This window comes from Streptomyces sp. SDT5-1 (assembly GCF_052245995.1).
GTDB lineage: Bacteria > Actinomycetota > Actinomycetes > Streptomycetales > Streptomycetaceae > Streptomyces.
This window is the reverse complement of sequence record NZ_CM125963.1, coordinates 3,486,452-3,507,567: the sequence shown is the minus strand read 5'-3', so window position 1 is coordinate 3,507,567 and position 21,116 is coordinate 3,486,452. Positions and strand designations below refer to the sequence as shown.

Genomic DNA, 21,116 nt, shown 5'->3' with positions numbered 1-21,116 from the left:
CTGGGGTTCCATGAACGTAGCACGGTCAGTTCGGTCACTGAACCTTGAAGGCGGAAAGTGGCTACAGTGGGGGCATGGCTCTCGGCAAGGACTACGCGTCGCAGGAGTGCTCGCTCGCCCGCGCACTGGAGATCGTCGGCGAGCGCTGGACGCTGCTCGTCGTCCGCGACGCGCTCTACGGCGTGCGGCGCTACAACGACTTCCTCGTCCACCTCGGCATCCCGCGCGCCGTCCTCGCCGGCCGGCTCCAGGCCCTCACCGCCGCGGGCGTCCTGGAGAAGCGGCGGTACCAGGAGTCGCCGCCGCGCCACGAGTACGTCGTGACCGAGCGCGGGCGCGGACTGTGGCCCGCCGTACGGGCGCTCGGCGCGTGGGGGCGGGAGCTGCCCGACTCGCTGCCGATGCGCGAGTTCCGGCACGCCGCGTGCGGGTCGCCGATCGGCGTCGTCGGCGAGTGCGCGGCGTGCGGCGGCGGGCCCGTCGCCCTCGAGGACGTCGAGATGCTGCCGGGCGCAGGACTCGACCCCGACCCGGCCGACCCGGTCAGCCGCGCCCTGCTCGAACCGCGACGCCTCCTTCAGCCTGTCGTCACCGAGCCTGTATAACTGGCAGGACGACAGCGACCGCACGAGCGGCGGGAGGAGGCAGGGACATGGCGCGCACCACCGCCACCGGCGGGCCCGCAGCGCTGCGGCCCCTCGCCCTGCTGCTCGTCGTCCTCCTCGGGTCGACGCTCGTCGACACCGGAAGCCTCGTCGGCGCCGTCACGCTCGCCGCGACCGCCGCCGCGGGCTCCGCGCTCGCCGCCTGCGCCGTCCTGGCCGCGCGCTCCGCGCCCGCCGTGGCGCCCACCCGCGTGCGCACCGCCATCCGCGACCGCGAGCGGCGCACCGCGTTCCTGCCGCAGCGCGATCCCGACGCATCGGGCCGCCCCCGGCCCCGAGCGCCCGGACGTCCCGTCCCGACGTCCTGCTGACCCCCTAGCGCCTGGCCCAGCGCCCTCGACCGCCTCGGGGCGGCAGTCCGTCACGCCGACTCACCTTTCCTGATGTCAGGCACGACGAGACCCACGGAGGGCTCACCCATGTCGTCGTTCATGTCCGTTTTCGCCAGCCTGGTCGAGCACATCGCCGACCTCATCCAGCCGCTCATCGGCGCCTCCGCGACAGCCGCGGCCATCGTCCTGTTCACCGCGCTCGTACGGCTCCTCGTCCACCCGCTGTCCCGGGCGGCGGCCCGCGGCCAGCGGGAACGGGCCAAGCTCCAGCCGCGCATCGCCGAGCTGCGCAAGAAGCACAAGAACAGCCCCGAGGCGATGCAGAAGGCGATCATGGAGCTGCACCGTGAGGAGAAGGTCTCCCCGCTCACCGGCTGCCTGCCGATGCTCTGCCAGATGCCGGCGTTCTTCCTGCTCTACCACCTGTTCTCCAACAGCAGCATCGGCGGCGAGCCCAACTCCCTGCTCGGCCACACCCTCGGCGCCGCCCCGCTCGGCGGCCGCTTCCACGACGCGCTCGCGCACGGCGGCCTGTTCGGCCCGCAGGGGCTCGTCTACGTGGCGCTGTTCGCGCTCGTCGCCGCCGTCGCGAGCTTCAACTACCGGCGCACCAAGCGACAGATGGCGCAGGCCGGGCCGATCGCACCGCAAGGCGACCAGCAGGTGCCGGGCATGGCGGCGATGGGCAGGTTCATGCCGCTGATGTCCTTCTTCACCCTGTTCACGGTGGCCTACGTGCCGCTCGCCGCCGCGCTGTACGTCGTCACGTCGACGACCTGGAGCTCCATCGAGCGCGCCGTCCTCTACCGGGACATGCCGTACGCGGGCGGGGCGGCGGCCGCGCCCGCGCTCTGAGGTCACGCCGGGCGGCGGGGCGGGTCCAGTCCGTGAACGGGGTATTGCGGACTGGACGTTCTCCTTGGAGGATCGACCAGTCCTCCGATGGCTGCACGCCGCACCGGGCCGTGGAGGCTCCTCCTACTGCAGAGGGAGTTACACCATGAAGCTGCTGCGAGTCGGACCCGCCGGAGCCGAGCGCCCCGCGCTGCTCGACGCCGGGGGAACCCTGCGCGACCTGTCGGAACTCGTCACGGACGTCGACGGGGCGCTGCTCGCCGACGACGCCGCGCTCGAGCGCGTACGGGCCGCCGCGGCGGCCGGGGAGCTGCCCGCCCTCGACGCGTCGGGGCTGCGGATCGGACCGCCGGTGGCCCGGATCGGCAAGGTCGTGTGCATCGGGCTGAACTACCACGACCACGCGGCGGAGACCGGCGCCGAGCCGCCCGCCGAACCGGTCGTGTTCTTCAAGGCGGCCGACACGGTCGTCGGGCCCGACGACACGGTGCTCGTGCCGCGCGGCTCCGTCAAGACGGACTGGGAGGTGGAGCTGGCCGTCGTCATCGGGCGCACGGCCCGCTACGTCGAGTCCCACGAGGAGGCGCTGCGCTGCGTCGCCGGGTACGCGGTGGCGCACGACGTGTCCGAGCGCGAGTTCCAGATCGAGCGCGGCGGCACGTGGGACAAGGGCAAGAACTGCGAGACGTTCAACCCGCTCGGCCCGTGGCTCGTCACCGCGGACGAGGTCCCCGACCCGCAGGCGCTCGGCCTCAAGCTCTGGGTGAACGGCGACCTCAAGCAGAACGGCACGACCGCCGACCAGATCTTCCCGGTGGCCGAAGTGGTCCGCTACGTCAGCCAGTTCATGACCCTGTACCCCGGCGACGTCATCAACACCGGCACGCCCGCGGGCGTCGCGATGGGCCAGCCGGAGCCGAAGCCGTATCTGCGGGCGGGCGACGTGGTGGAACTGGAGATCGAGGGCTTGGGCCACCAGCGCCAGGAACTCAAGGGCGCGTAACCGCTCCGCGGGGCCGGGTGGGCGTTCCGGGCACCGCGCGTGCCGCGGCGTGCCCGGCCGCCCCGAACCGCCGCCCTGCCCACCCCGCATCTGTCCGTGTCCCCCTCCGTGGGGGGCGGTCACGGGGCGCTGCCCCGGGCCCCGCTCCTCAATCGCCGGAGGGGCTTCAAAGAACGGGCGCAGGGCGGGGCGGGCGGCTTCACGGCGTTGGCCCAAAGAACCGTGGTGCGGGTCTCGTCCGCCACTCTCGGGGCCCGTGCCGACGGATGGCCGCCGCAGTGCTGGGCCGCCCGTGCCCCGCCTCCCGGACTCCGTCCGGAAGCCCCAGGTGACAAGGCAGCCGGGGCCGGAGGCCCTCCGTGCCGCCGGACGACGGGACCGACTACCTGACCACCGGCGGCGATCTGTCCGTCGCGGCGGGGGAGCGGGTCGCCGTGGAGGACGCGTCGGCGCACGGGGTCGCCCGGTACGCGGGCGCGCTCGACGGCACCGTCGAGTCGAAGTCCGTGCACGACCCCGACGCCGCCGCCCCGTACCGGGCGCTGCGGCAGCAGCTCACCGACGCCAGCCACTGCTACGCCTACGACGGGGACGCCCGCCGCACCCCGACCGGCACCGCCGTCAACGACGGCTACACCACCGTCTTCACCGGCGACGGCAGCTCCCGGCTCCAGGTCTTCGACATCGACTTCGACATGGTCGCCGCGGGCGGCGGCATGGGCGGCTTCCGGTTCGAGGGCATCCCGTCGGGCGCCACGGTCCTGGTCAACGCGTACGGCGACGCCCGGAGGATCAACACGTACGAGGGGATGCTCCCCGCCGAGCTGCGGGACCGGCTGCTGTGGAACTTCCCCGACGCGAGCGGCGTGGAGCTCGCGGGCGGCACGCAGTTCTCTGGCAGCGTGCTCGTCGGCAACCCGGCGAGCACGACGACCCTGACCATGTCCGGGGTCAACGGCCGCTTCTACACCGCCGGTTCGCTCACCCACACGTCCGCGGCGGGCGGCGGCGGGGGCCAGGAACTCCACGCGTACCCGTTCGACGGCGACCTGCCGACGTGCGACGAGTCGCCCACACCGACACCGACACCGACCCACCTGACCCCCACGCCGACGCCGACACAGACGACCGCGACCCCCACGCCCACGCCCACGATCCCCACGCCCACGCCGACCCGTACGACTCCGGCGCCGAGCCCCAGCGAGACCACCCCGTCCCCTGGACCGAGCGAGACGACCCCCACGCCCACCCCCAGCCCCTCCGACTCCACCCCGGCGCCGTCCACCGGCGGCGGTGACAACGGTGGCGGGACCGGGGGCGGCGGGGACGCCGGAGGGTACGGCGGTGGCGGGGGACACCTCGCCGACACCGGTACGTCGCCGGGGGCCGTCGTGATCGGAGGGATCGCGGCGCTGACCGCCGCGCTCGGATCGGCGGCCGTCTGGGCGGCGCGGCGCAGGAGGGTTACTTCGTGAACCGCTCCAGGGCCGTGACCACCAGTTTGTGGTCCTCGACCTGAGGGAGGCCCGAGACCACGACGGCGCCGACGACTCCCGCTCCCCGTACGGCGATCGGGAAGGCGCCGCCGTGGGCCGCGTACGTGTCCGGGTCGAGGCGCGAGGCGTCCTCGAACGTCGTGCCCTTGGCCCGGAACCGGCTGCCGACCAGGTACGACGAGGCGTGGTAGCGCTCGACGACGCGGCGCTTGCGGGCGATCCACGCGTCGTTGTCCGGCGCCGAGCCGGGCAGCGCCGCGTGGAACAGCTGCTGGCCGCCGCGCGTGATGTCGATCGCGACGGGCGCCTGCCGCTCGCGCGCCAGGTCGACCAGCAGATTGCCGAGGGCCCACGCGTCGTCGTACGTGAAGGAGTCGAGCACCAGGCGGCGCTCCTGCTCCTCCAGCTCGGGGATCTGCGGCGCGTTCTCGGGGTTCGTCACAGCTTCACCGTCACACCGTCGCGGGCGGATACGCGGGCCGCCTCCAGGACGTCGAGCGCGTCGGCGGCCTGGCCGGCGGGCACCGGGTTGGGCGCGCCGTCGCGCAGGGCCGCGGCCACGGCGGCGTAGTACGCCGGGTAGTCGCCGTCGACCGTCGCGTACGGGCGGCCGCCGCCGGTCAGCGGGGACTCGCCGGAGCCGACCCGGCCCCACAGCGGCTCGCCCTCGACGCCCCACGGCTCGCCGGCCGCCGGACGCTTCCCGTCGCGCAGGGCGGCCTCCTGCGGGTCGAGGCCGTACTTCACGAAGCCGGCCTGCGAGCCGAGGACGCGGAAGCGCGGGCCGAGCTGGGCGGTGGTGGCGGAGACGTACAGGTGGGAGCGGACGCCGTTCGCATGGGTGATCGCGATGAACGTGTCGTCGTCGGCCTCGGCGCCCGGTCGGCGCACATCGGACTCGGCGTACACGGAGACGGCGGGACCGAACAGGACCAGGGCCTGGTCGACGACGTGGCTGCCCAGGTCGTACAGGAGCCCGCCGATCTCCTGCGGGTCGCCGGACTCGCGCCAGCCGCCCTTGGGGTGCGGGCGCCAGCGCTCGAAACGGGACTCGAAGCGCCAGACGTCGCCGAGCTCGCCCTCGCCGAGCAGCTTCTGGAGCGTCAGGAAGTCGTTGTCCCAGCGGCGGTTCTGGAAGACGGAGAGCAGCACGCCCCGCTTGTCGGCGAGTTCCGCGAGCTCGCGGGCCTCGGCGGCGGTGCCGGCGACCGGCTTGTCGACGACGACCGGGAGGCCCGCGGCGACGGCGGCCTTCGCGAGCGGCACGTGCGTCTTGTTCGGCGAGGCGATGACGATCAGGTCGAGCTCGTCCGCATGCTGCCACAGGTCGTCGGGGGAGTCGACGAAGCGCAGGTCGTCGCCGTGCTCGGCGCGGGCCTGGGCCTGCCGCTCGGGGTTCGACGTGACGACCGTGTCGAGGACCAGGCCGTCGGTGGCGGCGATCAGCGGGGCGTGGAAGACGGAGCCCGCCAGCCCGTAGCCGATCAGGCCCACGCGCGAGGGAGCACCCGTACCGGTCATGCGTTCTTCCCTACGTTCCATGACTCCCACTTAAGCAACGGTGTTGCCAAAGTGCAAGCGCAAGGGACAATGGACGGGTGACCCCACACGTGAGGAGGACCATGGCGGCGACCGTGGGCGCGAACCTGAGCGCCCTGCGCGGGCACAACGCGGCGCTCGTGCTCGACCTGCTGCGCACCGCGGGGGAGCCCGGGATAAGCCGTCTCGAGCTGGCCGAGCGCACCGGGCTCACGCCGCAGGCCGTCAGCAAGATCACGGCGCGGCTGCGGGCCGACGGGCTCGCCGTGGAGGCGGGGCGCAGGGCGTCCACGGGCGGCAAGCCGCGCACGGTGCTGCGGCTGCTCGCGGGGGCCGGGCACGCGGTCGGCCTTCACCTGGACCGCGACGAGCTGCACACCGTCCTCGCCGATCTGTCCGGTGCGGTCGTCGCGGCCCGCCGCGCGCCGCTCGACCTGGGCGCGGGCGCCGACGCGGTGCTCGGGGCGGCGGCGTGCGAGGTGGACGCGCTGCTCGACGCGGAGGCGGCGCGGACGGTGCTCGGGGTGGGGGTCGCCGTGCCGGGGCCGCTCGACCACGCGGCGGGGGTGCTGCATCGGGTGACCGGTTTTCCGCAGTGGGACGGCTTCCCGCTGCGCGACGCGCTCGCCGAGCGGCTGGGGCTGCCGGTCGTCGTGGACAAGGACACGAACGCGGCGGCGCTCGGGCTCGCGCTGGAGGGCGAGGGCGCGCGCTCCTTCGCGTATCTGCATCTCGGTACGGGGCTGGGGGCGGGGCTCGTCCTCGACGGTTCCCTGTACCGGGGCGCGCGCACGGGGGCGGGCGAATTCGGCCACCAGGTCATCCAGTTGGACGGTCCGGTGTGCGGGTGCGGCAACCGGGGCTGCATCGAGGCGCTCTGCCTCGCGGCGGTCGCCTCCGGCGGTCTGGAGGAGGCGGCGCGGGTCCTGGGGGAGGGAGCGGCGAACCTCGTCAGCCTGCTGGACATCGACGCGGTGCTGCTCGGCGGGCGGACAGTGGCGGCGCACGAGGAGTGCTTCGTGCGGGGCGTGGAGCGGGTGATGGCCGCGCGGGCGCACCGCGAGGGCGGCGCCCCCACGATCCCCGTCCGGGCGGCCCCCGGCGGCGAGTCCCAGGCGGCGGAGGGCGCGGCCCACATGATCCTGGCCCCGATGTTCGGCCGCGACTCCGTGTAGCGACCTCGCCCTCGGCCGGACGGGGGACCCGTGGGCGTGGCGCGGTCGGGCGCGGGGCTCCGAGTGGGAGCGTGATCGCGGACGACTGTCCGCGACCAGCGAAGGGCCTCCATGCGACCGCGTCGCCCGTTCCTCCTCGGCGTCACCGCCACCGCCACCTTCGCCCTCACGGCCGTCCCGGCCACCGCCGACACCGGCACCCGCTCCTGCGCCTCCGCGAAGCGCGGCGACTTCCCGGTCGACACCCGCATCACCGACGGCCCCACCATGTACCACCCCGGCGACACGCCCCGGCACTTCTCCCTCGCCCTGACCAACACCACCGCCACCCGCTGCGCCGACCTGCACCCCCTCCTCGTCCTGGTCGACGACAGCCGGAAACTGACGCCGAAACACATCCGCCTGGAGTTCCGTGACGCCGGCCGCTGGCGCCCGGCGACCGTGGAACGCACCGACCGCGACGAGAACATCGGCGTGTTCGACGACTTCCCGGGGTTCTCCGTCGGCGCGGGCGACACCGTCACCGTCGACGTCCGTCTCGCGTTCACCGGCGCCACCCGCCCCGACCGCGTCACCGCCACCGCCGCCCTGGTCCGCCGCAAGGACGACGACGGCGACTGGGTGGGCGAGTCCCGCGCCTACCCGTTCGCCATCGACGAGGAGCCCGCGGGCCCCGCCCTCGCGAAGAAGGCGGAGGAACTGGCCCGTACCGGCACCCGCACGAGCCTCGGCCTCGCCGCCGCCTCCGGCAGCCTCCTCCTCGCGGGCGCCGCCCTCGTCCTGGTGGGCCGCCGCCTCCGCACTCGCACGCGCTGAGCCACCCGCCCCGCCCCGTTCACCCGCGTCTGCGAACATCGCCGCGTGGACTACCCGAACGACCAGGCCCCCGGCGCCCCCGTGCGCGACGGCATCCCCGAGCACGGTCGCATCCCCAAGTACTACGCCGTGAAGGCGCACATCGCCGCGCTCATCGGGGAGTTGGACGAGGGCGACACTCTCCCCACCGAGCGCGAACTCGCCCTGCGCCACGAGGTCTCCCGCGAGACCGTGCGCCAGGCGCTGCGCGATCTGCTGCTCGAAGGCCGGCTGCGGCGGCACGGCCGCGGCACCGTCGTCGCGGGCCCGAAACTGGCGCAGCCGCTCTCCCTCGCCTCGTACACGGAGGGCGTCCGCAGGCAGGGCCGGCGCCCCGGCCGCACCCTCATCGGCCTGGAACGCTTCCCGTGCCCGCCCGCCCTCGCCACCGAGATCGGCCTGGAACGCGGCGAACCCGTCTGGCACATGGAGCGTGTGCTGCTCGCCGACGACGAGCGGGTGGGCCTGGAGTCGACCTACGTCCCGGTGTCCCGGGTGCCGCGCCTCGACGTCGAGTTCGACCCCGACTCCTCGTTCTACTCGTACGTCCACGACCGCCTCGGCATCGAGTTCGGCTCCGCCGACGAGCGCATCGAGACGGTGCTCGCGACCCCGCGCGAGGCCCTGCTCATCGGCACGCCGCCCGCGCTGCCGATGCTGCTCATCCACCGGATCTCGTACGACGACGGGCGCCGCGCCACGGAGCGGGTGCGGACGCTTTACCGCGGGGACCGGTTCTCGTTCACCGCGCGTTTGGGGCCGGACGCCCGGTAACCCCCGGTCCCTGGAGGCCAGTTGACCAACGGTGCCGCGGGTGAATAACGGAAACGTAACGGGTCTGGGCCAAGCTTGGGTGCCCGTTCACCGTCCCGTTGCCGCGCCGCTCCGCGAGGGACACCCGCCGCCAGCAGCGTGGCCGCCGTGAGAGACATCGACCAGAAGCTGAGCGGCATCCGGTTCGACCGGGTCTCGGTCGCGTACGGCGGCACCACCGTCCTCGACTCCCTCGACCTGACCGTCGAGCCCGGCGAGGTGATGGCCCTCCTCGGCCCGTCGGGCTCGGGGAAGACCACCGCGCTGCGCGCCGTCGCCGGGTTCGTGCGCCCCGCCTCGGGACGGGTGCTGCTCGGCGACCGCGACGTCACCGACCTGCCCCCGCACCGCCGCGGCATCGGCATGGTCGTGCAGCAGTACGCCCTCTTCCCACACCTGCGCGTCGAGGACAACGTGGCCTTCGGGATGAGGGCGCAGAAGGTGCCGAAGAACGAGATCCCGGGGCGTGTCGCCGAGGCTCTCGAGCTGACCGGCATGGCCGCCTACGCCAAGCGCTACCCGCGCGAGCTCTCCGGCGGCCAGCAGCAGCGCGTCGCCATCGCCCGCGCCCTCGCCGTGCGCCCCGGAGTGCTGCTGCTCGACGAGCCGCTCTCCGCGCTGGACGCCACCCTCCGCTCCGGAATGCTCGCCGAACTCGCCCGGCTGCACCGCGAACTGCCCGACGTCTCGATCCTGTACGTCACCCACGACCAGGTCGAGGCGCTCACCCTCGCCGACCGCATCGCCGTCATGGACAAGGCCCGCCTCCAGGACGTCGGCACGCCCCAGGACCTGTACCGCAGGCCCCGCACCGAGTTCACCGCCTCCTTCGTGGGCAACGCCAACCTGCTCCCCGTACGGGTCGGCACCGACACCGTCTCCTTCGGCGGCGCCGAGCTGAAGGTCCCGACCCAGGACATCGCGGCCGGGGCCACGGCCACCCTGTGCGTGCGCCCGCACCACGTCGGCCTCGGCGAGGGCCCCAACTCCCTGACGGGCGAGGTCGCCGAGGTCCAGTGGCGCGGCTCCACGCACCGCCTGTACGTCGACGTCGAGGGCCACCGCGTCAAGGCCGACCTGCGCGAACTGCGCGAGCCGCCGTCGCTGGGGGAGCGCGTCACCGTGCACTTCGCGCCGGAGGATGCCGTACTCCTCACCGCGGGGGTGGGAGCCCATGGCTAGCGCCACCCTCGCCGCGCCCCGGCAGGGCGCCGCCACGTCCCGTACCAGGAACAACGGTTGGATATGGGCGCTGCCGCCCGTCGCCGCGCTCGCCGTCGTCTTCCTCTACCCGCTCTTCCTCGTCGGCCGGCAGTCGCTCACCCCCGACACCGGCGGCACCTCCCTGGAGCCGTACGCCGACGTCTTCGCGTCCGGCGCGTTCCGCGAGGCGCTCGGCACGACGGTGTGGCTCGCCGTCGGGTCCACGGTCGGCTGCCTCGTCCTCGGCCTCGCGCTCGCGCTGATCGTCGCCTTCGTGCCGTTCCCCGGCGCCAAGGCTGTCGCCCGCTTCATCGACGTCTTCCTGTCCTTCCCCTCCTTCCTGATCACCCTCGCCCTGCTGTTCGTGTACGGGCAGGTGGGCATGGCCAACGGGCTGTGGACGGACGTCACCGGCGCGGCCACCGGGCCCTTCCAGTTCCTGGCCACGCCGTGGGGCGTGCTGCTCGCCGAGATCACGTACTTCACGCCGTTCGTGATGCGCCCGCTGCTCGCCGCGTTCTCGCAGGTGGAGACGGCGCAGCTGGAGGTCGCGGCGTCGCTCGGGGCGCGGCCCGCCCGGATCGTGCGGCAGGTGATCCTGCCGGAGGCGCTGCCCGCGCTCGCGGCCGGCGGTTCGCTGGTCCTCGTCCTGTGCCTGAACGAGTTCGGCATCGTCCTGTTCACCGGCGCCAAGGGCGTCACGACGCTCCCGACCCTCGTCTACAGCAAGGCGATCCTCGAGTCCGACTACCCGGGCGCCTGCGTCGTCGCCGTCGTCAACGTCCTCGTCTCCGTGGGCCTCTACGGCCTCTACAGGGTGGTGAGCCGCCGTGCTCGTACATAGGCGCTCCGCCTCGTGGGTCGGAAGCGGGCGCCCCTCGCCCGAGGACCTGCCGCCGGCCGCCGCGCCTCGCGCGGCGGCAGCCGATCGACACCGCTCCGCGCCCCTCGTGCGCGCTCTCCATCAGGAGGCGAATCCTCGTGCTCGTCCATAGCAAGACCGGCCGCTGGGTCGCCTGGGTGGTCTTCTTCGTGCTGTTCCTTCCCTTGTTCGCTCTGCCGCTTCTCGTCGTGCTCGCCGCGTCCTTCGCCACGAACTGGTCGGGGGCGCTGCCCTCCGGGTTCACCGCCGGCCACTACGAGGCGGCCACCAGCGGCAGTTCGCTGAGCGCCCTGACCACCAGCCTGGTCACGGCCGTCGCCGCGAGCGTCCTCGCGCTCGTCGTCGGCGGGTGGGCCGCGCTCGCCGCCGCCACGCTGCGCAAGCGCGGACGGCGCCTCCTCGACGCGCTGTTCGTGCTGCCGGTCGCCGTGCCGTCCGTGGTCGTGGGGCTCGCCGTCCTCGTCGCGTTCAGCCGGCCCCCGATGCTGCTCAACGGCACCCGCTGGATCGTGATCATCGCCCATACGATCCTGGTCACCGCCTTCGCGTACCAGTCGGTGTCCGCCGCGCTCCAGCGCCTCGACCCGGCCTACGAGCAGGCCGCGGCCTCCCTCGGCGCCCGGCCCGCGTACGTCCTGTGGAAGGTGAAGCTGCCGCTGCTGCTTCCCGCCCTGAACGCCGCCGCCGGCCTCTGCTTCGCCCTGTCCATGGGCGAGTTGAGCGCCACGATGATGCTCTACCCGCCGGACTGGATGCCGCTGCCCGTGCAGATCTACGCCACGACCGACCGCGGCTCCCTGTTCACCGGCTCCGCGATCGCGGTCGTCCTGATGGCCGCCACCCTGCTCGTCCTCCTGGCCTTCTCGCGGATCCGCACCAAGGCCTCGTACCGCTGAAACAGCCACCCTGCTACGGGAGTTCATCACGCCATGCGCAAGCACACGCTCACCACCGTCGCCGCCGTCACCGGCAGCCTCGCCCTCGCCGCGACCCTGACCGGCTGCGGCGGCGGCACCGCCGCGGCCGACGAGAAGACCGTCACCGTCTACAGCGCCGACGGCCTCAAGGGCGAGAACGGCGACGGCTGGTACGACAAGGTCTTCAAGGACTTCACCAAGAAGACCGGCATCAAGGTCGAGTACGTGGAGGGCGGCTCCGGCGAGATGGTGCAGCGCGCCGTCCGCGAGAAGGTCAACACGCAGGCCGACGTCCTCGTCACCCTCCCGCCGTTCATCCAGCAGGCCGACGAGAAGGGCCTGTTGGCGAAGTACGCGCCCAAGGGCTCCGACCGGGTCGACGGCGCCGACAAGGCGGCGAACGGCACCTGGACGGCCGTCGTCAACAACTACTTCGGCTTCATCCACAACAAGAAGGAGCTGAAGACGCCGCCCACCACGTGGGAGCAGCTCCTCGACGCCCAGTACAAGAACAAGCTCCAGTACTCCACGCCCGGCGTCGCGGGCGACGGCACCGCGCTCCTCGTGAAGGCCATCCACGACTTCGGCGGCAAGGAGCAGGCCATGGCCTACCTGAAGAAGCTCCAGGCCAACAACGTCGGCCCGTCCGCCTCCACGGGAAAGCTCGCCCCCAAGGTCGACAAGGGCGAACTCCTCGTCGCCAACGGCGATGTGCAGATGAACTACGCGCAGGCCAAGGACATGCCCAACCTCGGCATCTGGTTCCCGAAGAAGGGCTCGGGGAAGCCGACCTCGTTCGCCCTGCCGTACGCGGGCGGCCTCGTGAAGAACGCCCCGCACACCGCCAACGGCAAGAAGCTCCTGGACTTCATGCTCGCCGAGAAGCAGCAGCGCGAGGTCAGCTCCGTCGGCGGCGGCTTCTCCCCGCGCACCGACGTCAAGGCCACCGACGCGGACGCCGTCGCCCTCGCCAAGGTCATGGACGGCGTGGAGATCTTCGAGCCGGACTGGGACGACGTCGCCGAGAACCTCCAGACGTACGTCGACGACTGGAAGACGGCGACCGGCAGCTGAGCCCCCGGCCGCCGCACGGCACCGGCGTCAGACCAGGTCGACGAGGTCCGCGATCGAGTCGACCACCTTGGTCGGCCGGAACGGGAAGCGGTCGATGTCGGACGTGCTCGTGAGCCCCGTCAGGACGAGATACGTCGTCATGCCGGCCTCCAGGCCCGCGAGCACGTCGGTGTCCATCCGGTCGCCGATCATGGCGCTCGACTCCGAGTGCGCCCCGATCGCGTTCAGCCCCGTCCGCATCATCAGCGGATTGGGCTTGCCGACGAAGTACGGGTCCTTGCCGGTCGCCTTGGTGATCAGCGCCGCCACCGAACCCGTCGCCGGCAGCACGCCCTCCGTGGACGGGCCCGTGTTGTCGGGGTTGGTGGCGATGAACCGGGCCCCGCCGTTGATCAGCCGGATCGCCTTCGTGAGCGCCTCGAACGAGTACGTACGGGTCTCGCCCAGGATCACGAAGTCGGGGTCCGAGTCGCTCAGGATGTACCCGGCCTCGTGCAGCGCCGTCGTCAGACCGGCCTCGCCGATCACGTACGCCGTCCCGTTCGGCCGCTGGCTGCTCACGAACCGGGCCGTCGCGAGCGCGGACGTCCAGATGTTCTCGACAGGGACCTCGAGACCGATGCGGTTGAGGCGGGCGTGCAGGTCACGGGCCGTGTAGATGGAATTGTTCGTGAGGACGAGGAACGGCTTGCCGGAGTCCCGCAGCTTCTTGATGAACGCGTCCGCGCCCGGGATCGGCACCCCCTCGTGCATGAGGACCCCGTCCATGTCGGTCAGCCACGATGCGATGGGCTTGGGCTCTGCCATGTGTGCGGACTCCTCGGCTCAGGATCGACTGACTGCCATCGTATTCACCTGCCCCGCCAGGTGTGACCTGCCACCGGAGCCTCTCGGGATGCGGAACGCGGCCACAGGCGCGACCCTGCCTTAGAGGAGGTTCACGATGCGTGCAGGACTGCTTGCTGTCAGTGTCGCCGGGGCGGCCGCCCTGGTCACAGCACCCGCCACCGGCTCTTTCGCGGCCGACGACGACGGCGGCTCGATCGCCGCCACACCCCGGTCGGCGCCCGCGGGCACCGACGTCGATCTGCGGGTGACCGGCTGCGACGGCACCACCGGCACCGCTCGCTCCACCGCCTTCGCCTCCGACGCCCGGCTCGCGCCCTCCGCCGACGAGCCCACCCTGTTCGCCGAGGCCCGCGTCACGTCCTCCACCGCACCCGGCGCCTACCCGGTGACCGTGACCTGCGACGGCGTCGAGGGCAAGGTCACCGGCACGCTCCACGTGGTCGAGGCGGACACCCCGGCCACGCCGTCCCCGACCGCCCTCGTGCACGCGGGTGGCGGCGGCACCGCCCCGCAGCAGCAGGCCCTTGCCGTCCAGGGCAACCCGGCCGCCGCCCCCAGCGAGGGCCCCGGCACCCGGCACGCGCTCATCGGCCTCGGCCTCGCAGCGGTCGCCGCCGTCGCCGTGGCCGTCCGCAGCGTGCGCCGCCGCAGGGCACCGGGTTCGCCGACGAGGCACTGAGCGCGCCATGGGTGACCGGTCGCAGGGCGCCGGGCGGCTCCTCACCGGAGTGGCCTGGGTGGTGCTGCTGCTCGGCCTGTGGCTGTGGGGCCGCGGCGCGACCGACCTGAACCTGTCCTCGCCGACGACCGGGGACGCCGCCGCCGTCGGCCGCCCCGCCGACGTCGACCTGCCGGCCGCCCACCACCCCGACGCGGGCGCCGCCCCGCAGCGCGTCGACATCGCCGCGCTGAAGGTCAGGGCCCCCGTCGTGCCGCGCGGCCTCGACGCGGGCGGCGCCGTCGACCCGCCGCCGTACGCGCGCGCCGGAGTCGTCGGCTGGTACGGCGCGGGGGCCGAGCCGGGGGAGCGCGGCACCGCCCTGTTCGTGGGGCACGTCGACACCGACACGAGGCCGGCCGTCTTCTACCACCTCAGCGAGGCGAAGCCCGGCGACACGGTGCGGGTGACGCGGGCCGACGGCTCCGTCGCCGAGTTCACCGTCGACGACGTACGGGTGTTCTCCCGGGAGAACTTCGACGCGGCCAAGGCGTACGGGCCGCACCAGTCGGACCGCGCCGAGCTCCGCCTCATCACCTGCGGCGGCCGCTTCGACCGGGCCTCCGGCACGTACACCGCGAACGTCGTCGTCTCCGCGTACCTGTCGGGCCTCAACGGGGCGGCCGGCACCGCTGGTTGAGCCTCAGGCGCCGGGCCCGGCCGGCAGCCTGCTCCCCCCGGGGCCGCCGGCCGGACCGGCTCCTCGACCACGCGGGCCGCGGCTGCGGGAGGGCCCGGCCCCTGCGCGGGAGGCGCGATGGTCGATCCGGTCGGAAGGCCGAGGGCTGGGGCCGTTCGTCCCGACTCTAGAACGGCACGGTGCGCTGTAACAGGTCCTTGACAAGCGCCGCGGGCGCTCGTGGCACGAGCGGGGCGTATGCCACGATTGAGGGCCAGACAGTGCACCCAAGGGGGAGTGGATGTACCGGAAATCGAGGGCTGGAGCGGTCGTCGTGGGGGCGGCGCTGCTCGTGGCGACATGTTCGTCGTGCTCTTCCGGCGGTGGGGACAAGGAAGGGGAGGGCGCGGCCTCCCCGGTGCGTCAGCAGCCCAAGGGCGCCGACCCGTTCTGGGTCAACCCCGACAGCAAGGCGGCGAAGGCCGTGGCGGCGCTCGCCGAGGACGGCAAGGACGCCGAGGCCGAGAAGGTCCGCAAGATAGCCGAACAGCCCAGCGGCGAATGGCTGTTGCCGGAGAACGCGGAGGAGCAGGCGCGCGGCTTCACCGAGGCCGCCCAGAAGGCGAACAGGGACGCGCTGCTCGTCGTCTACAACATTCCGCACCGCGACTGCGGGAACTACTCGCAGGGCGGCGCCGCCGACGGCAACGCGTACCGGCAGTTCATCGACCAGGTCGCGGCCGGCATCGGGGACCGCCCCGCGACGGTGATCCTGGAGCCCGACGCGGTGCAGCACATGGTGGACAACTGCACGCCCGAGCAGTTCCACGAGGAGCGCTACGACCTGCTCAAGGGCGCCATCGCGAAGCTCAAGTCGCTGAAGGACACCACGGTGTACCTCGACGCGGGCAACGCGGGCTGGGGCAAGCCGGACCAGATCTTCGAGCCGCTGAAGTGGTCGGGCATCGACCAGGCCGACGGCTTCTCGGTCAACGTGTCGAACTTCTACACCACCGAGGAATCGGTGAAGTACGGCAAGGAGCTGTCGGCGAAGGTCGGCAACAAGCCGTTCGTGGTCGACACCAGCCGCAACGGCAACGGCCCGTACACAGGCGGCGCCGCCGACGAGCGCTGGTGCAATCCGCCGGGCCGCGCCCTCGGCGAGAACCCGACGACGAAGACCGGCGACCCGCTGGTCAAGGCGTACCTGTGGGTGAAGCGCCCCGGCGAGTCCGACGGCACCTGCAAGGGCGGCCCGAAGGCGGGCGAGTGGTGGGGCGAGTACGCCCTGAAGCTGGCGGAGGCCAAATAGCCGTCGAGGGCGGGAGGTTCGCCTCCCGCCCTCTCGGCCGCGCCCAGGTCGCGGCTACGGCACGTGCACCCACTGCGCCTTGCTGGGCGTCCCCTGGTCGTCGGTGACGAACAGCATGTACCAGCCCGACTCCACAAGCGACCGGTTCTTCGGCACGGTCACCGTCACCGAGTCCGCCGACTTCTTCAGACCCAGCTCGATGGACGTCTGGTCGACGTCCGTGACGTGCGTCGACGCGCTCGGCCTGATCAGCCGCGCTGTCTTGATCGACGACGCGTGATCGGTCTTGTACGTCGCCGAGCCGCCCCGCGCGACGGTCCGCTGGCCGCCCTCCAGGGTCGGCCGCGAGTCCCGGTACAGATACGGCGGCGTGTACATCTCGATGCGCTGCTCGAACGTGCCGGGCTTGGTGTTGGCCTTGTCGGCGTAGAGCGAGTCCGAGCCGAAGAACAGCACGCGGCCGTCCGGCAGGAGCAGCGAGCCCGAGTGGTAGTTGCGGCCCACGTGCGGGTCGGCGACCCGCTTGAACGTGTTCTTCTTCGTGTCGTAGAGGCGGGCCTCCAGGATGTTGGAGTCGCCGCGCCCGCGGTAGTCCTCCGAGCCGCCGGAGACCAGGATCGAGTCGTCGGGCAGGATCGAGGCCTGCGGGTACCGCGTCCCCTTGTCGAGCTTCGGGCCGTCGACGAACTTCGGGCCGGCGTCCTTCAGGTCGACGATCCGGGTCTTCTCGCTGGACAGCTTGGACTCGCCGACGCCACCGCCGCCGATCACCATGTACTTCTGGTCCTGCGCGGGCGGCAGCTCGACCGTGTTGGCGGTCTCCATCATATTGGCGTCGGAGAGCCCGGGTATCTTCTGGAACTTGTTGGTCCGCAGATCCCAGATGCCGGGCTTACGGCCGACGTTGTCCGGGCCGTAGCCCGCGTTGGCGCCCGAGTAGAAGATCTTCCCGTTCTCCATCTGGAACAGCGCCGGGTACGTCGGGAACTGGCGGATGTCCTTCAGGTACGTCCACTTCTTCGTCTTCGGGTCGTACACCTCGTTCTTGCCCGGGACGAGCTGGCCGATCTCGTCGAGGCCCGACACGGAGAGGACCTTGCCGTCGGAGAGCGTGGTCAGCGTCGGGTACCAGCGCGCCTCGTTCATCGGGTCGACCTTGATGTACTTCTCGGCGACCGGGTCGAACTCGTAGGAGTCCTTGATCCCCTGGAAGTCCTTCTTGTCCAGGGCGAGCTTCTGCGCGATGCCGTACACATTGCGGGCGTCCTGGCCGGTCAGACCCTGCACCCGGTAGTTGTCCTGGGTGCCCGTCTCGTACTTGGCGCCGGAGCGCTGCGCCTCGACGTACACGCGGCCGAGTCCCGGGTCGTTGCGCAGGAACTTGCCGGTCGCCTTGTCGAAGACCTTCTTGGCGCGCTCGATCGTGATGTTGTCCTTGGCGACGAACGACTTCCCGTTCTCCTTGCCGGTGAAGACCGTGCCCGCCTTGATGGTCTTGGGGGCGTCCGGGTCCTCGTTGTGCACGATCATCAGGCCGCCCGCCTTGGTGACGTCGCCCTTCAGCTTCTCGTAGCGCTTGGTGCCGCCCGCGATCAGCAGATTCCCGTTCGCCAGCTGGGTGTGGCCCGTGCAGAACAGGTCGCTCGGCGTCGGGATCTTCTTGATGGTCTTCTTCACCGGGTCGTAGAGCCGGGTGTCGAACTTCTTCGCGTCGAAGTTCTTCTGGTTGTTCCCGGACCCGGCGACGAGCAGGATCTTCCCGGTGTGGAGCAGCGCCGCGTGAATCGTGTTCAGGCGCATGTCCTGGGGGAACTCGATGACGTCCCAGTGCCCGTTCTCGGCCTTGTACTCCGGTCTGTTGATCTTGTACTCGTGGTACTTGGCCGATCCGAAGCGGTACAGCCAGGGTCCGTTCATCCCGGCCAGCGCCAGGACCACCACCGTGCCGATGACTATGCGCCGGGCACGGCGGCGGCTCGCACCGTCTTTCACTTGTTACGTCCCCCCAGGGAAATCTGCGTGGTCTGTTCGTTGCCCCAGTCCACCCGCGCACCCCCGTCGTGCGGCTGGGCCGCCCAACTCGGCTTCTGCTGCGGCGCGGTGTGCGTCCGCGCGGGCGGCGCCTGCTGCTCCGGCGGCTCGTGCCGCGCGGAACCCGACGTCTTCGGCTTCTTCTTCTCCTGGCGGATCATGTAGCGCCAGGCGAACATCGGGGCGGCGGTGATCAGCAGGGCGAAGGAGGCCCAGGTGATCATCGCGGGGTGGGAGTGGCCGAAGACGAAGCCGGCGGCGATCGACGCGGCGAAGACCAGGATGAAGTACCAGTGGTAGCGGAACGTCCCGAACCAGCGGTCGGGGCTGGCCGAGTCGCCCTTGGGGGTCACCACGAACTTGCTCTTGCGGCGCAGCACGGCGTCGAACAGCGCCTTCGCGTACAGCGGGGCCGAGAGCGCGGACATCACCATGCCGGCCACGCCGCCGGAGCCCTCCGGCTCGTGCGGCGAGACGTTGTGCCGGCGGTTCCACACGTAGAGGCCGATCTGGAGCGCCGACGCGTTGCCGTACAGCATCAGCCAGATCGTCGGGTCGATGTTCACGCCGGAGGCGCCGAGGCCCAGGAACAGCGCACAACTCAGCGCCGCCAGGATCCAGTTCATCGCGGCCATCGGGTAGAAGATGATCATCATCGTGTAGTTGAAGAGCTTGCTCGGCGGGAGCGTGAAGAAGCCCTTCCAGTACTGCTTGAGGATCGTCTCGTACGTGCCGCGCGACCAGCGCATCTGCTGGGTGAAGAAGTCCGTCCAGGCGCTCGGGCCCTCGCCGACCGCGAGCACGTCCGGCGTGTATACGGAACGCCACTTCTTTCCGGTGGCGGGGTTGCGGTGCCGGTGGATCTCGAAGCCGGTCGCCATGTCCTCCGTGATGGAGTCGTACAGGCCGCCGATCTGCTTGAGGGCCTTGATGCGCACGGCGTTCGACGTGCCGACGAACATGGGGGCGCCGTAGCGGTTCCCCGCGCGCTGGATCAGCGCGTGGAAGAGGAACTGCTGGGACTCGGCGGCCTTGGTGATGAAGTTGTCGTAGTTGCCGTAGACCTGAGGGCCGATCACGAAGCCGACGTCGGGGTCGCGGAAGAAGCCGAGCATCCGCTCCAGGTAGTTCGGCAGCGGCACGTGGTCGGTGTCGACCGAGGCGAAGTAGTCGTAGTCGTCGCCGTGCGCGTCGAGCCAGGCGTTGTAGTTGCCGTGCTTCGTCTTGGCGCGGTGCGGGCCCTTCGGCTGGTTCCACTTCGCGACGCCCTTGCGGGAGAAGTGGTGCACGCCGAGGCGGGCGCAGACCTCCTTGACCGCCGGGTCGTCGCCCTCGTCGAGCAGCCAGACGTGCAGCAGGCCCCGGTGGCGCAGCTTGACCGCGGCCTCCAGGGTCTTCGTGACCATCTCGAGCGGTTCCTTGCCGGGCACGAACGAGGTGAGGAACGCGACGCGCGTGCCGGTCTCCGGGACGACGGGGACGGGGTCACGGGCGACCAGGGTCGCGTGCGCGTTCGACAGCACGTTCATGCAGCGGAAGAACTCGATGAGGCCGATCGCCACCAGCATCACGATGTCGAGGGCCGGCAGGAAGTCGTAGGCCGGGTAGTCCCGTTCGGTCCAGTGCTCGGGCTGCATCAGCCAGAACAGCAGGACGAGGGAGAGCAGCGGGGCCGCGCCCAGCATCAGCGCGGCCCGGATCCTGTGCGGCTCCTGTGAGAGCAGCGAGCGGTAGCGCACCTTGTACGGCTTGTCCGGGTCGGGCTGGGTCAGGGGCCCGGCGAGGCGGCTGTAGTGCTCGTAGTCGTAGCGCGGCAGCGATTTTCTGATGCGCCGGAAACCGCCCGTGCGGTGCGGTGGCACGCGCAGCTGGGTCGTCTCGGACGGGTCGAATTCCGGTCGGGCGCCCGTCGGCGTCGACGTCATGAGTCATCCCCCCGCACGCGTCACCGCGTGGTCGTCGGTCCTGCGCCCGGGGAACGGGCTCCCCTCGACCGTGCCCCCGGACGTATCACTGGCGGGCCACCGTCCCACCCTTACCGGAGTAAGACTGGTTGGGCGGCCTTCCGGTTGCATGATGCCCCCCTCGACATCGGTTCATGGGCGGGGCCCCCTCCCCGCGCGATCGGCAACCGGTGGTTGGGCCCGGAGTGTCACGGAGCCCATTCAACTGCCCTGTACCGCAAGCATCTTGGGAATGACAGAGTGCTGTGCCCCGGTTCATGATCGCAAGCCCGAAACATGCCCTTTACCGGTTCTGCCCCCACCGTTTCACCGGCCACGGTTCCCCGCTGCCCCATCGCCGCGGGCGCTTGTTTTACCCATCCGCACCGGGAGAGCCGGCCCCCACGGATCTACGCCTCGGGGCTCCGCCCCGGCCCCCGCTGCTCAATCGCCGCAGGGGCTTGATTTGCCGACTCTCGCCGAAGGGGGGTGGTGGGGCTCGGCCCCGGCTCCCTCGCGGGGGTGTGGGGGGCGACCGGAAGGGAGGCGCGCGAAAAGGGCCCTCCGTGGAAGCGGAGGGCCCTTTGTCTTCGGGTGCGCCATCAGGGACTCGAACCCCGGACACGCGGATTAAGAGTCCGCTGCTCTAACCAACTGAGCTAATGGCGCCTGTCGACGTGCATAACTTTACCCGACCCTCCGGGGTGCTCCTGACCACTCGACACGCCGAGGGTGAGGGTAATTTCTGGCGATTTCCATCATTCAGACCGTCAACATGCGATTTGTCGGGACAGTTGAGACGCTTCGAGCGTGCGAAATCGAGGCTCGTTATTC

Annotated in this window: 20 protein-coding genes and 1 tRNA gene; 15 read left to right on the top strand and 6 right to left on the bottom strand. The window is 71.6% G+C overall.

Annotated elements, in window-relative coordinates:
• Positions 1 to 74: 74 nt before the first annotated feature.
• The 5 genes from ACTWJ8_RS16280 (at position 75) to ACTWJ8_RS16260 (ending at position 4,330) form a co-directional block, all read left to right on the top strand.
• Positions 75 to 605 (top strand): winged helix-turn-helix transcriptional regulator, encoded by a 531-nt coding sequence (locus ACTWJ8_RS16280; RefSeq protein ID WP_356376378.1) that lies wholly within the window; start codon positions 75 to 77, stop codon positions 603 to 605.
• 47 nt (positions 606 to 652) lie between these two features.
• Positions 653 to 976 carry a DUF6412 domain-containing protein gene (locus ACTWJ8_RS16275; protein WP_356376381.1) on the top strand — a complete coding sequence of 108 codons (324 nt, stop codon included), beginning with the start codon at positions 653 to 655 and terminating at the stop codon, positions 974 to 976.
• Between the two features lie 108 nt (positions 977 to 1,084).
• The gene (locus ACTWJ8_RS16270) at positions 1,085 to 1,852 is read left to right on the top strand and encodes a YidC/Oxa1 family membrane protein insertase (protein WP_443264261.1); all 768 of its coding nucleotides are present in this window, start codon (positions 1,085 to 1,087) and stop codon (positions 1,850 to 1,852) included.
• A 145-nt stretch (positions 1,853 to 1,997) separates the two neighbouring features.
• Entirely contained in the window at positions 1,998 to 2,855 is an 858-nt protein-coding gene (locus tag ACTWJ8_RS16265) for a fumarylacetoacetate hydrolase family protein (RefSeq protein ID WP_356376387.1), read from the top strand.
• A 359-nt stretch (positions 2,856 to 3,214) separates the two neighbouring features.
• Positions 3,215 to 4,330 carry a choice-of-anchor A family protein gene (locus ACTWJ8_RS16260; RefSeq protein ID WP_443264259.1) on the top strand — a complete coding sequence of 372 codons (1,116 nt, stop codon included), beginning with the start codon at positions 3,215 to 3,217 and terminating at the stop codon, positions 4,328 to 4,330.
• Here ACTWJ8_RS16260 and ACTWJ8_RS16255 read toward each other — a convergent pair.
• Both ACTWJ8_RS16255 and ACTWJ8_RS16250 read right to left on the bottom strand, forming a co-directional pair.
• The gene (locus tag ACTWJ8_RS16255; RefSeq protein ID WP_443264257.1) at positions 4,320 to 4,793 is read right to left on the bottom strand and encodes a heme-degrading domain-containing protein; all 474 of its coding nucleotides are present in this window, start codon (positions 4,791 to 4,793) and stop codon (positions 4,320 to 4,322) included. The genes ACTWJ8_RS16260 and ACTWJ8_RS16255 overlap by 11 nt on opposite strands.
• Positions 4,790 to 5,872: a Gfo/Idh/MocA family protein gene (locus ACTWJ8_RS16250; protein ID WP_443264255.1), complete on the bottom strand. Its 1,083-nt coding sequence runs from the start codon at positions 5,870 to 5,872 to the stop codon at positions 4,790 to 4,792. Before ACTWJ8_RS16250 ends, ACTWJ8_RS16255 begins: the two co-directional genes overlap by 4 nt.
• Positions 5,873 to 5,973: 101 nt before the next feature.
• Between ACTWJ8_RS16250 and ACTWJ8_RS16245 the strand changes: the two genes are divergently transcribed.
• From ACTWJ8_RS16245 to ACTWJ8_RS16215, 7 genes are all read left to right on the top strand, one after another.
• Positions 5,974 to 7,065: an ROK family transcriptional regulator gene (locus ACTWJ8_RS16245; protein WP_443264253.1), complete on the top strand. Its 1,092-nt coding sequence runs from the start codon at positions 5,974 to 5,976 to the stop codon at positions 7,063 to 7,065.
• 111 nt (positions 7,066 to 7,176) lie between these two features.
• On the top strand, positions 7,177 to 7,881 hold the full coding sequence (locus tag ACTWJ8_RS16240; RefSeq protein WP_443264252.1) for a hypothetical protein: 705 nt from the start codon (positions 7,177 to 7,179) through the stop codon (positions 7,879 to 7,881).
• A 45-nt stretch (positions 7,882 to 7,926) separates the two neighbouring features.
• Entirely contained in the window at positions 7,927 to 8,694 is a 768-nt protein-coding gene (locus ACTWJ8_RS16235) for a GntR family transcriptional regulator (RefSeq protein WP_356376403.1), read from the top strand.
• A 156-nt stretch (positions 8,695 to 8,850) separates the two neighbouring features.
• Positions 8,851 to 9,915: an ABC transporter ATP-binding protein gene (locus ACTWJ8_RS16230; protein ID WP_443264904.1), complete on the top strand. Its 1,065-nt coding sequence runs from the start codon at positions 8,851 to 8,853 to the stop codon at positions 9,913 to 9,915.
• On the top strand, positions 9,908 to 10,780 hold the full coding sequence (locus ACTWJ8_RS16225) for a 2-aminoethylphosphonate ABC transporter permease subunit (protein ID WP_443264251.1): 873 nt from the start codon (positions 9,908 to 9,910) through the stop codon (positions 10,778 to 10,780). The genes ACTWJ8_RS16230 and ACTWJ8_RS16225 overlap by 8 nt, the downstream gene beginning before the upstream one ends.
• Positions 10,781 to 10,917: 137 nt before the next feature.
• Entirely contained in the window at positions 10,918 to 11,715 is a 798-nt protein-coding gene (locus ACTWJ8_RS16220) for an ABC transporter permease (RefSeq protein WP_443264250.1), read from the top strand.
• A gap of 33 nt (positions 11,716 to 11,748) precedes the next feature.
• Complete coding sequence (locus tag ACTWJ8_RS16215) at positions 11,749 to 12,810, top strand: 2-aminoethylphosphonate ABC transporter substrate-binding protein (RefSeq protein ID WP_443264249.1); 1,062 nt, start codon at positions 11,749 to 11,751, stop codon at positions 12,808 to 12,810.
• A 27-nt stretch (positions 12,811 to 12,837) separates the two neighbouring features.
• Here the strand turns inward: ACTWJ8_RS16215 and ACTWJ8_RS16210 are convergent, their stop codons facing one another.
• Positions 12,838 to 13,617: an HAD-IIA family hydrolase gene (locus ACTWJ8_RS16210; protein WP_356376415.1), complete on the bottom strand. Its 780-nt coding sequence runs from the start codon at positions 13,615 to 13,617 to the stop codon at positions 12,838 to 12,840.
• A gap of 136 nt (positions 13,618 to 13,753) precedes the next feature.
• Between ACTWJ8_RS16210 and ACTWJ8_RS16205 the strand changes: the two genes are divergently transcribed.
• The 3 genes from ACTWJ8_RS16205 (at position 13,754) to ACTWJ8_RS16195 (ending at position 16,308) form a co-directional block, all read left to right on the top strand.
• Complete coding sequence (locus ACTWJ8_RS16205; RefSeq protein WP_356376417.1) at positions 13,754 to 14,338, top strand: hypothetical protein; 585 nt, start codon at positions 13,754 to 13,756, stop codon at positions 14,336 to 14,338.
• A 7-nt stretch (positions 14,339 to 14,345) separates the two neighbouring features.
• Positions 14,346 to 15,017: a class F sortase gene (locus tag ACTWJ8_RS16200; RefSeq protein WP_443264248.1), complete on the top strand. Its 672-nt coding sequence runs from the start codon at positions 14,346 to 14,348 to the stop codon at positions 15,015 to 15,017.
• A 280-nt stretch (positions 15,018 to 15,297) separates the two neighbouring features.
• Complete coding sequence (locus ACTWJ8_RS16195) at positions 15,298 to 16,308, top strand: glycoside hydrolase family 6 protein (protein ID WP_356376423.1); 1,011 nt, start codon at positions 15,298 to 15,300, stop codon at positions 16,306 to 16,308.
• A 54-nt stretch (positions 16,309 to 16,362) separates the two neighbouring features.
• Here the strand turns inward: ACTWJ8_RS16195 and ACTWJ8_RS16190 are convergent, their stop codons facing one another.
• The 3 genes from ACTWJ8_RS16190 to ACTWJ8_RS16180 all read right to left on the bottom strand — a co-directional run bounded on the left by ACTWJ8_RS16190 (position 16,363) and on the right by ACTWJ8_RS16180 (position 20,951).
• Positions 16,363 to 18,300, bottom strand: coding sequence for a kelch motif-containing protein (locus tag ACTWJ8_RS16190; RefSeq protein ID WP_356376426.1), 1,938 nt, complete (start codon positions 18,298 to 18,300; stop codon positions 16,363 to 16,365).
• The gene (locus ACTWJ8_RS16185) at positions 18,297 to 20,264 is read right to left on the bottom strand and encodes a glycosyltransferase family 2 protein (RefSeq protein ID WP_356376429.1); all 1,968 of its coding nucleotides are present in this window, start codon (positions 20,262 to 20,264) and stop codon (positions 18,297 to 18,299) included. Before ACTWJ8_RS16185 ends, ACTWJ8_RS16190 begins: the two co-directional genes overlap by 4 nt.
• Positions 20,265 to 20,877: 613 nt before the next feature.
• A tRNA-Lys gene (locus ACTWJ8_RS16180) sits at positions 20,878 to 20,951 on the bottom strand.
• Positions 20,952 to 21,116 lie beyond the last annotated feature (165 nt).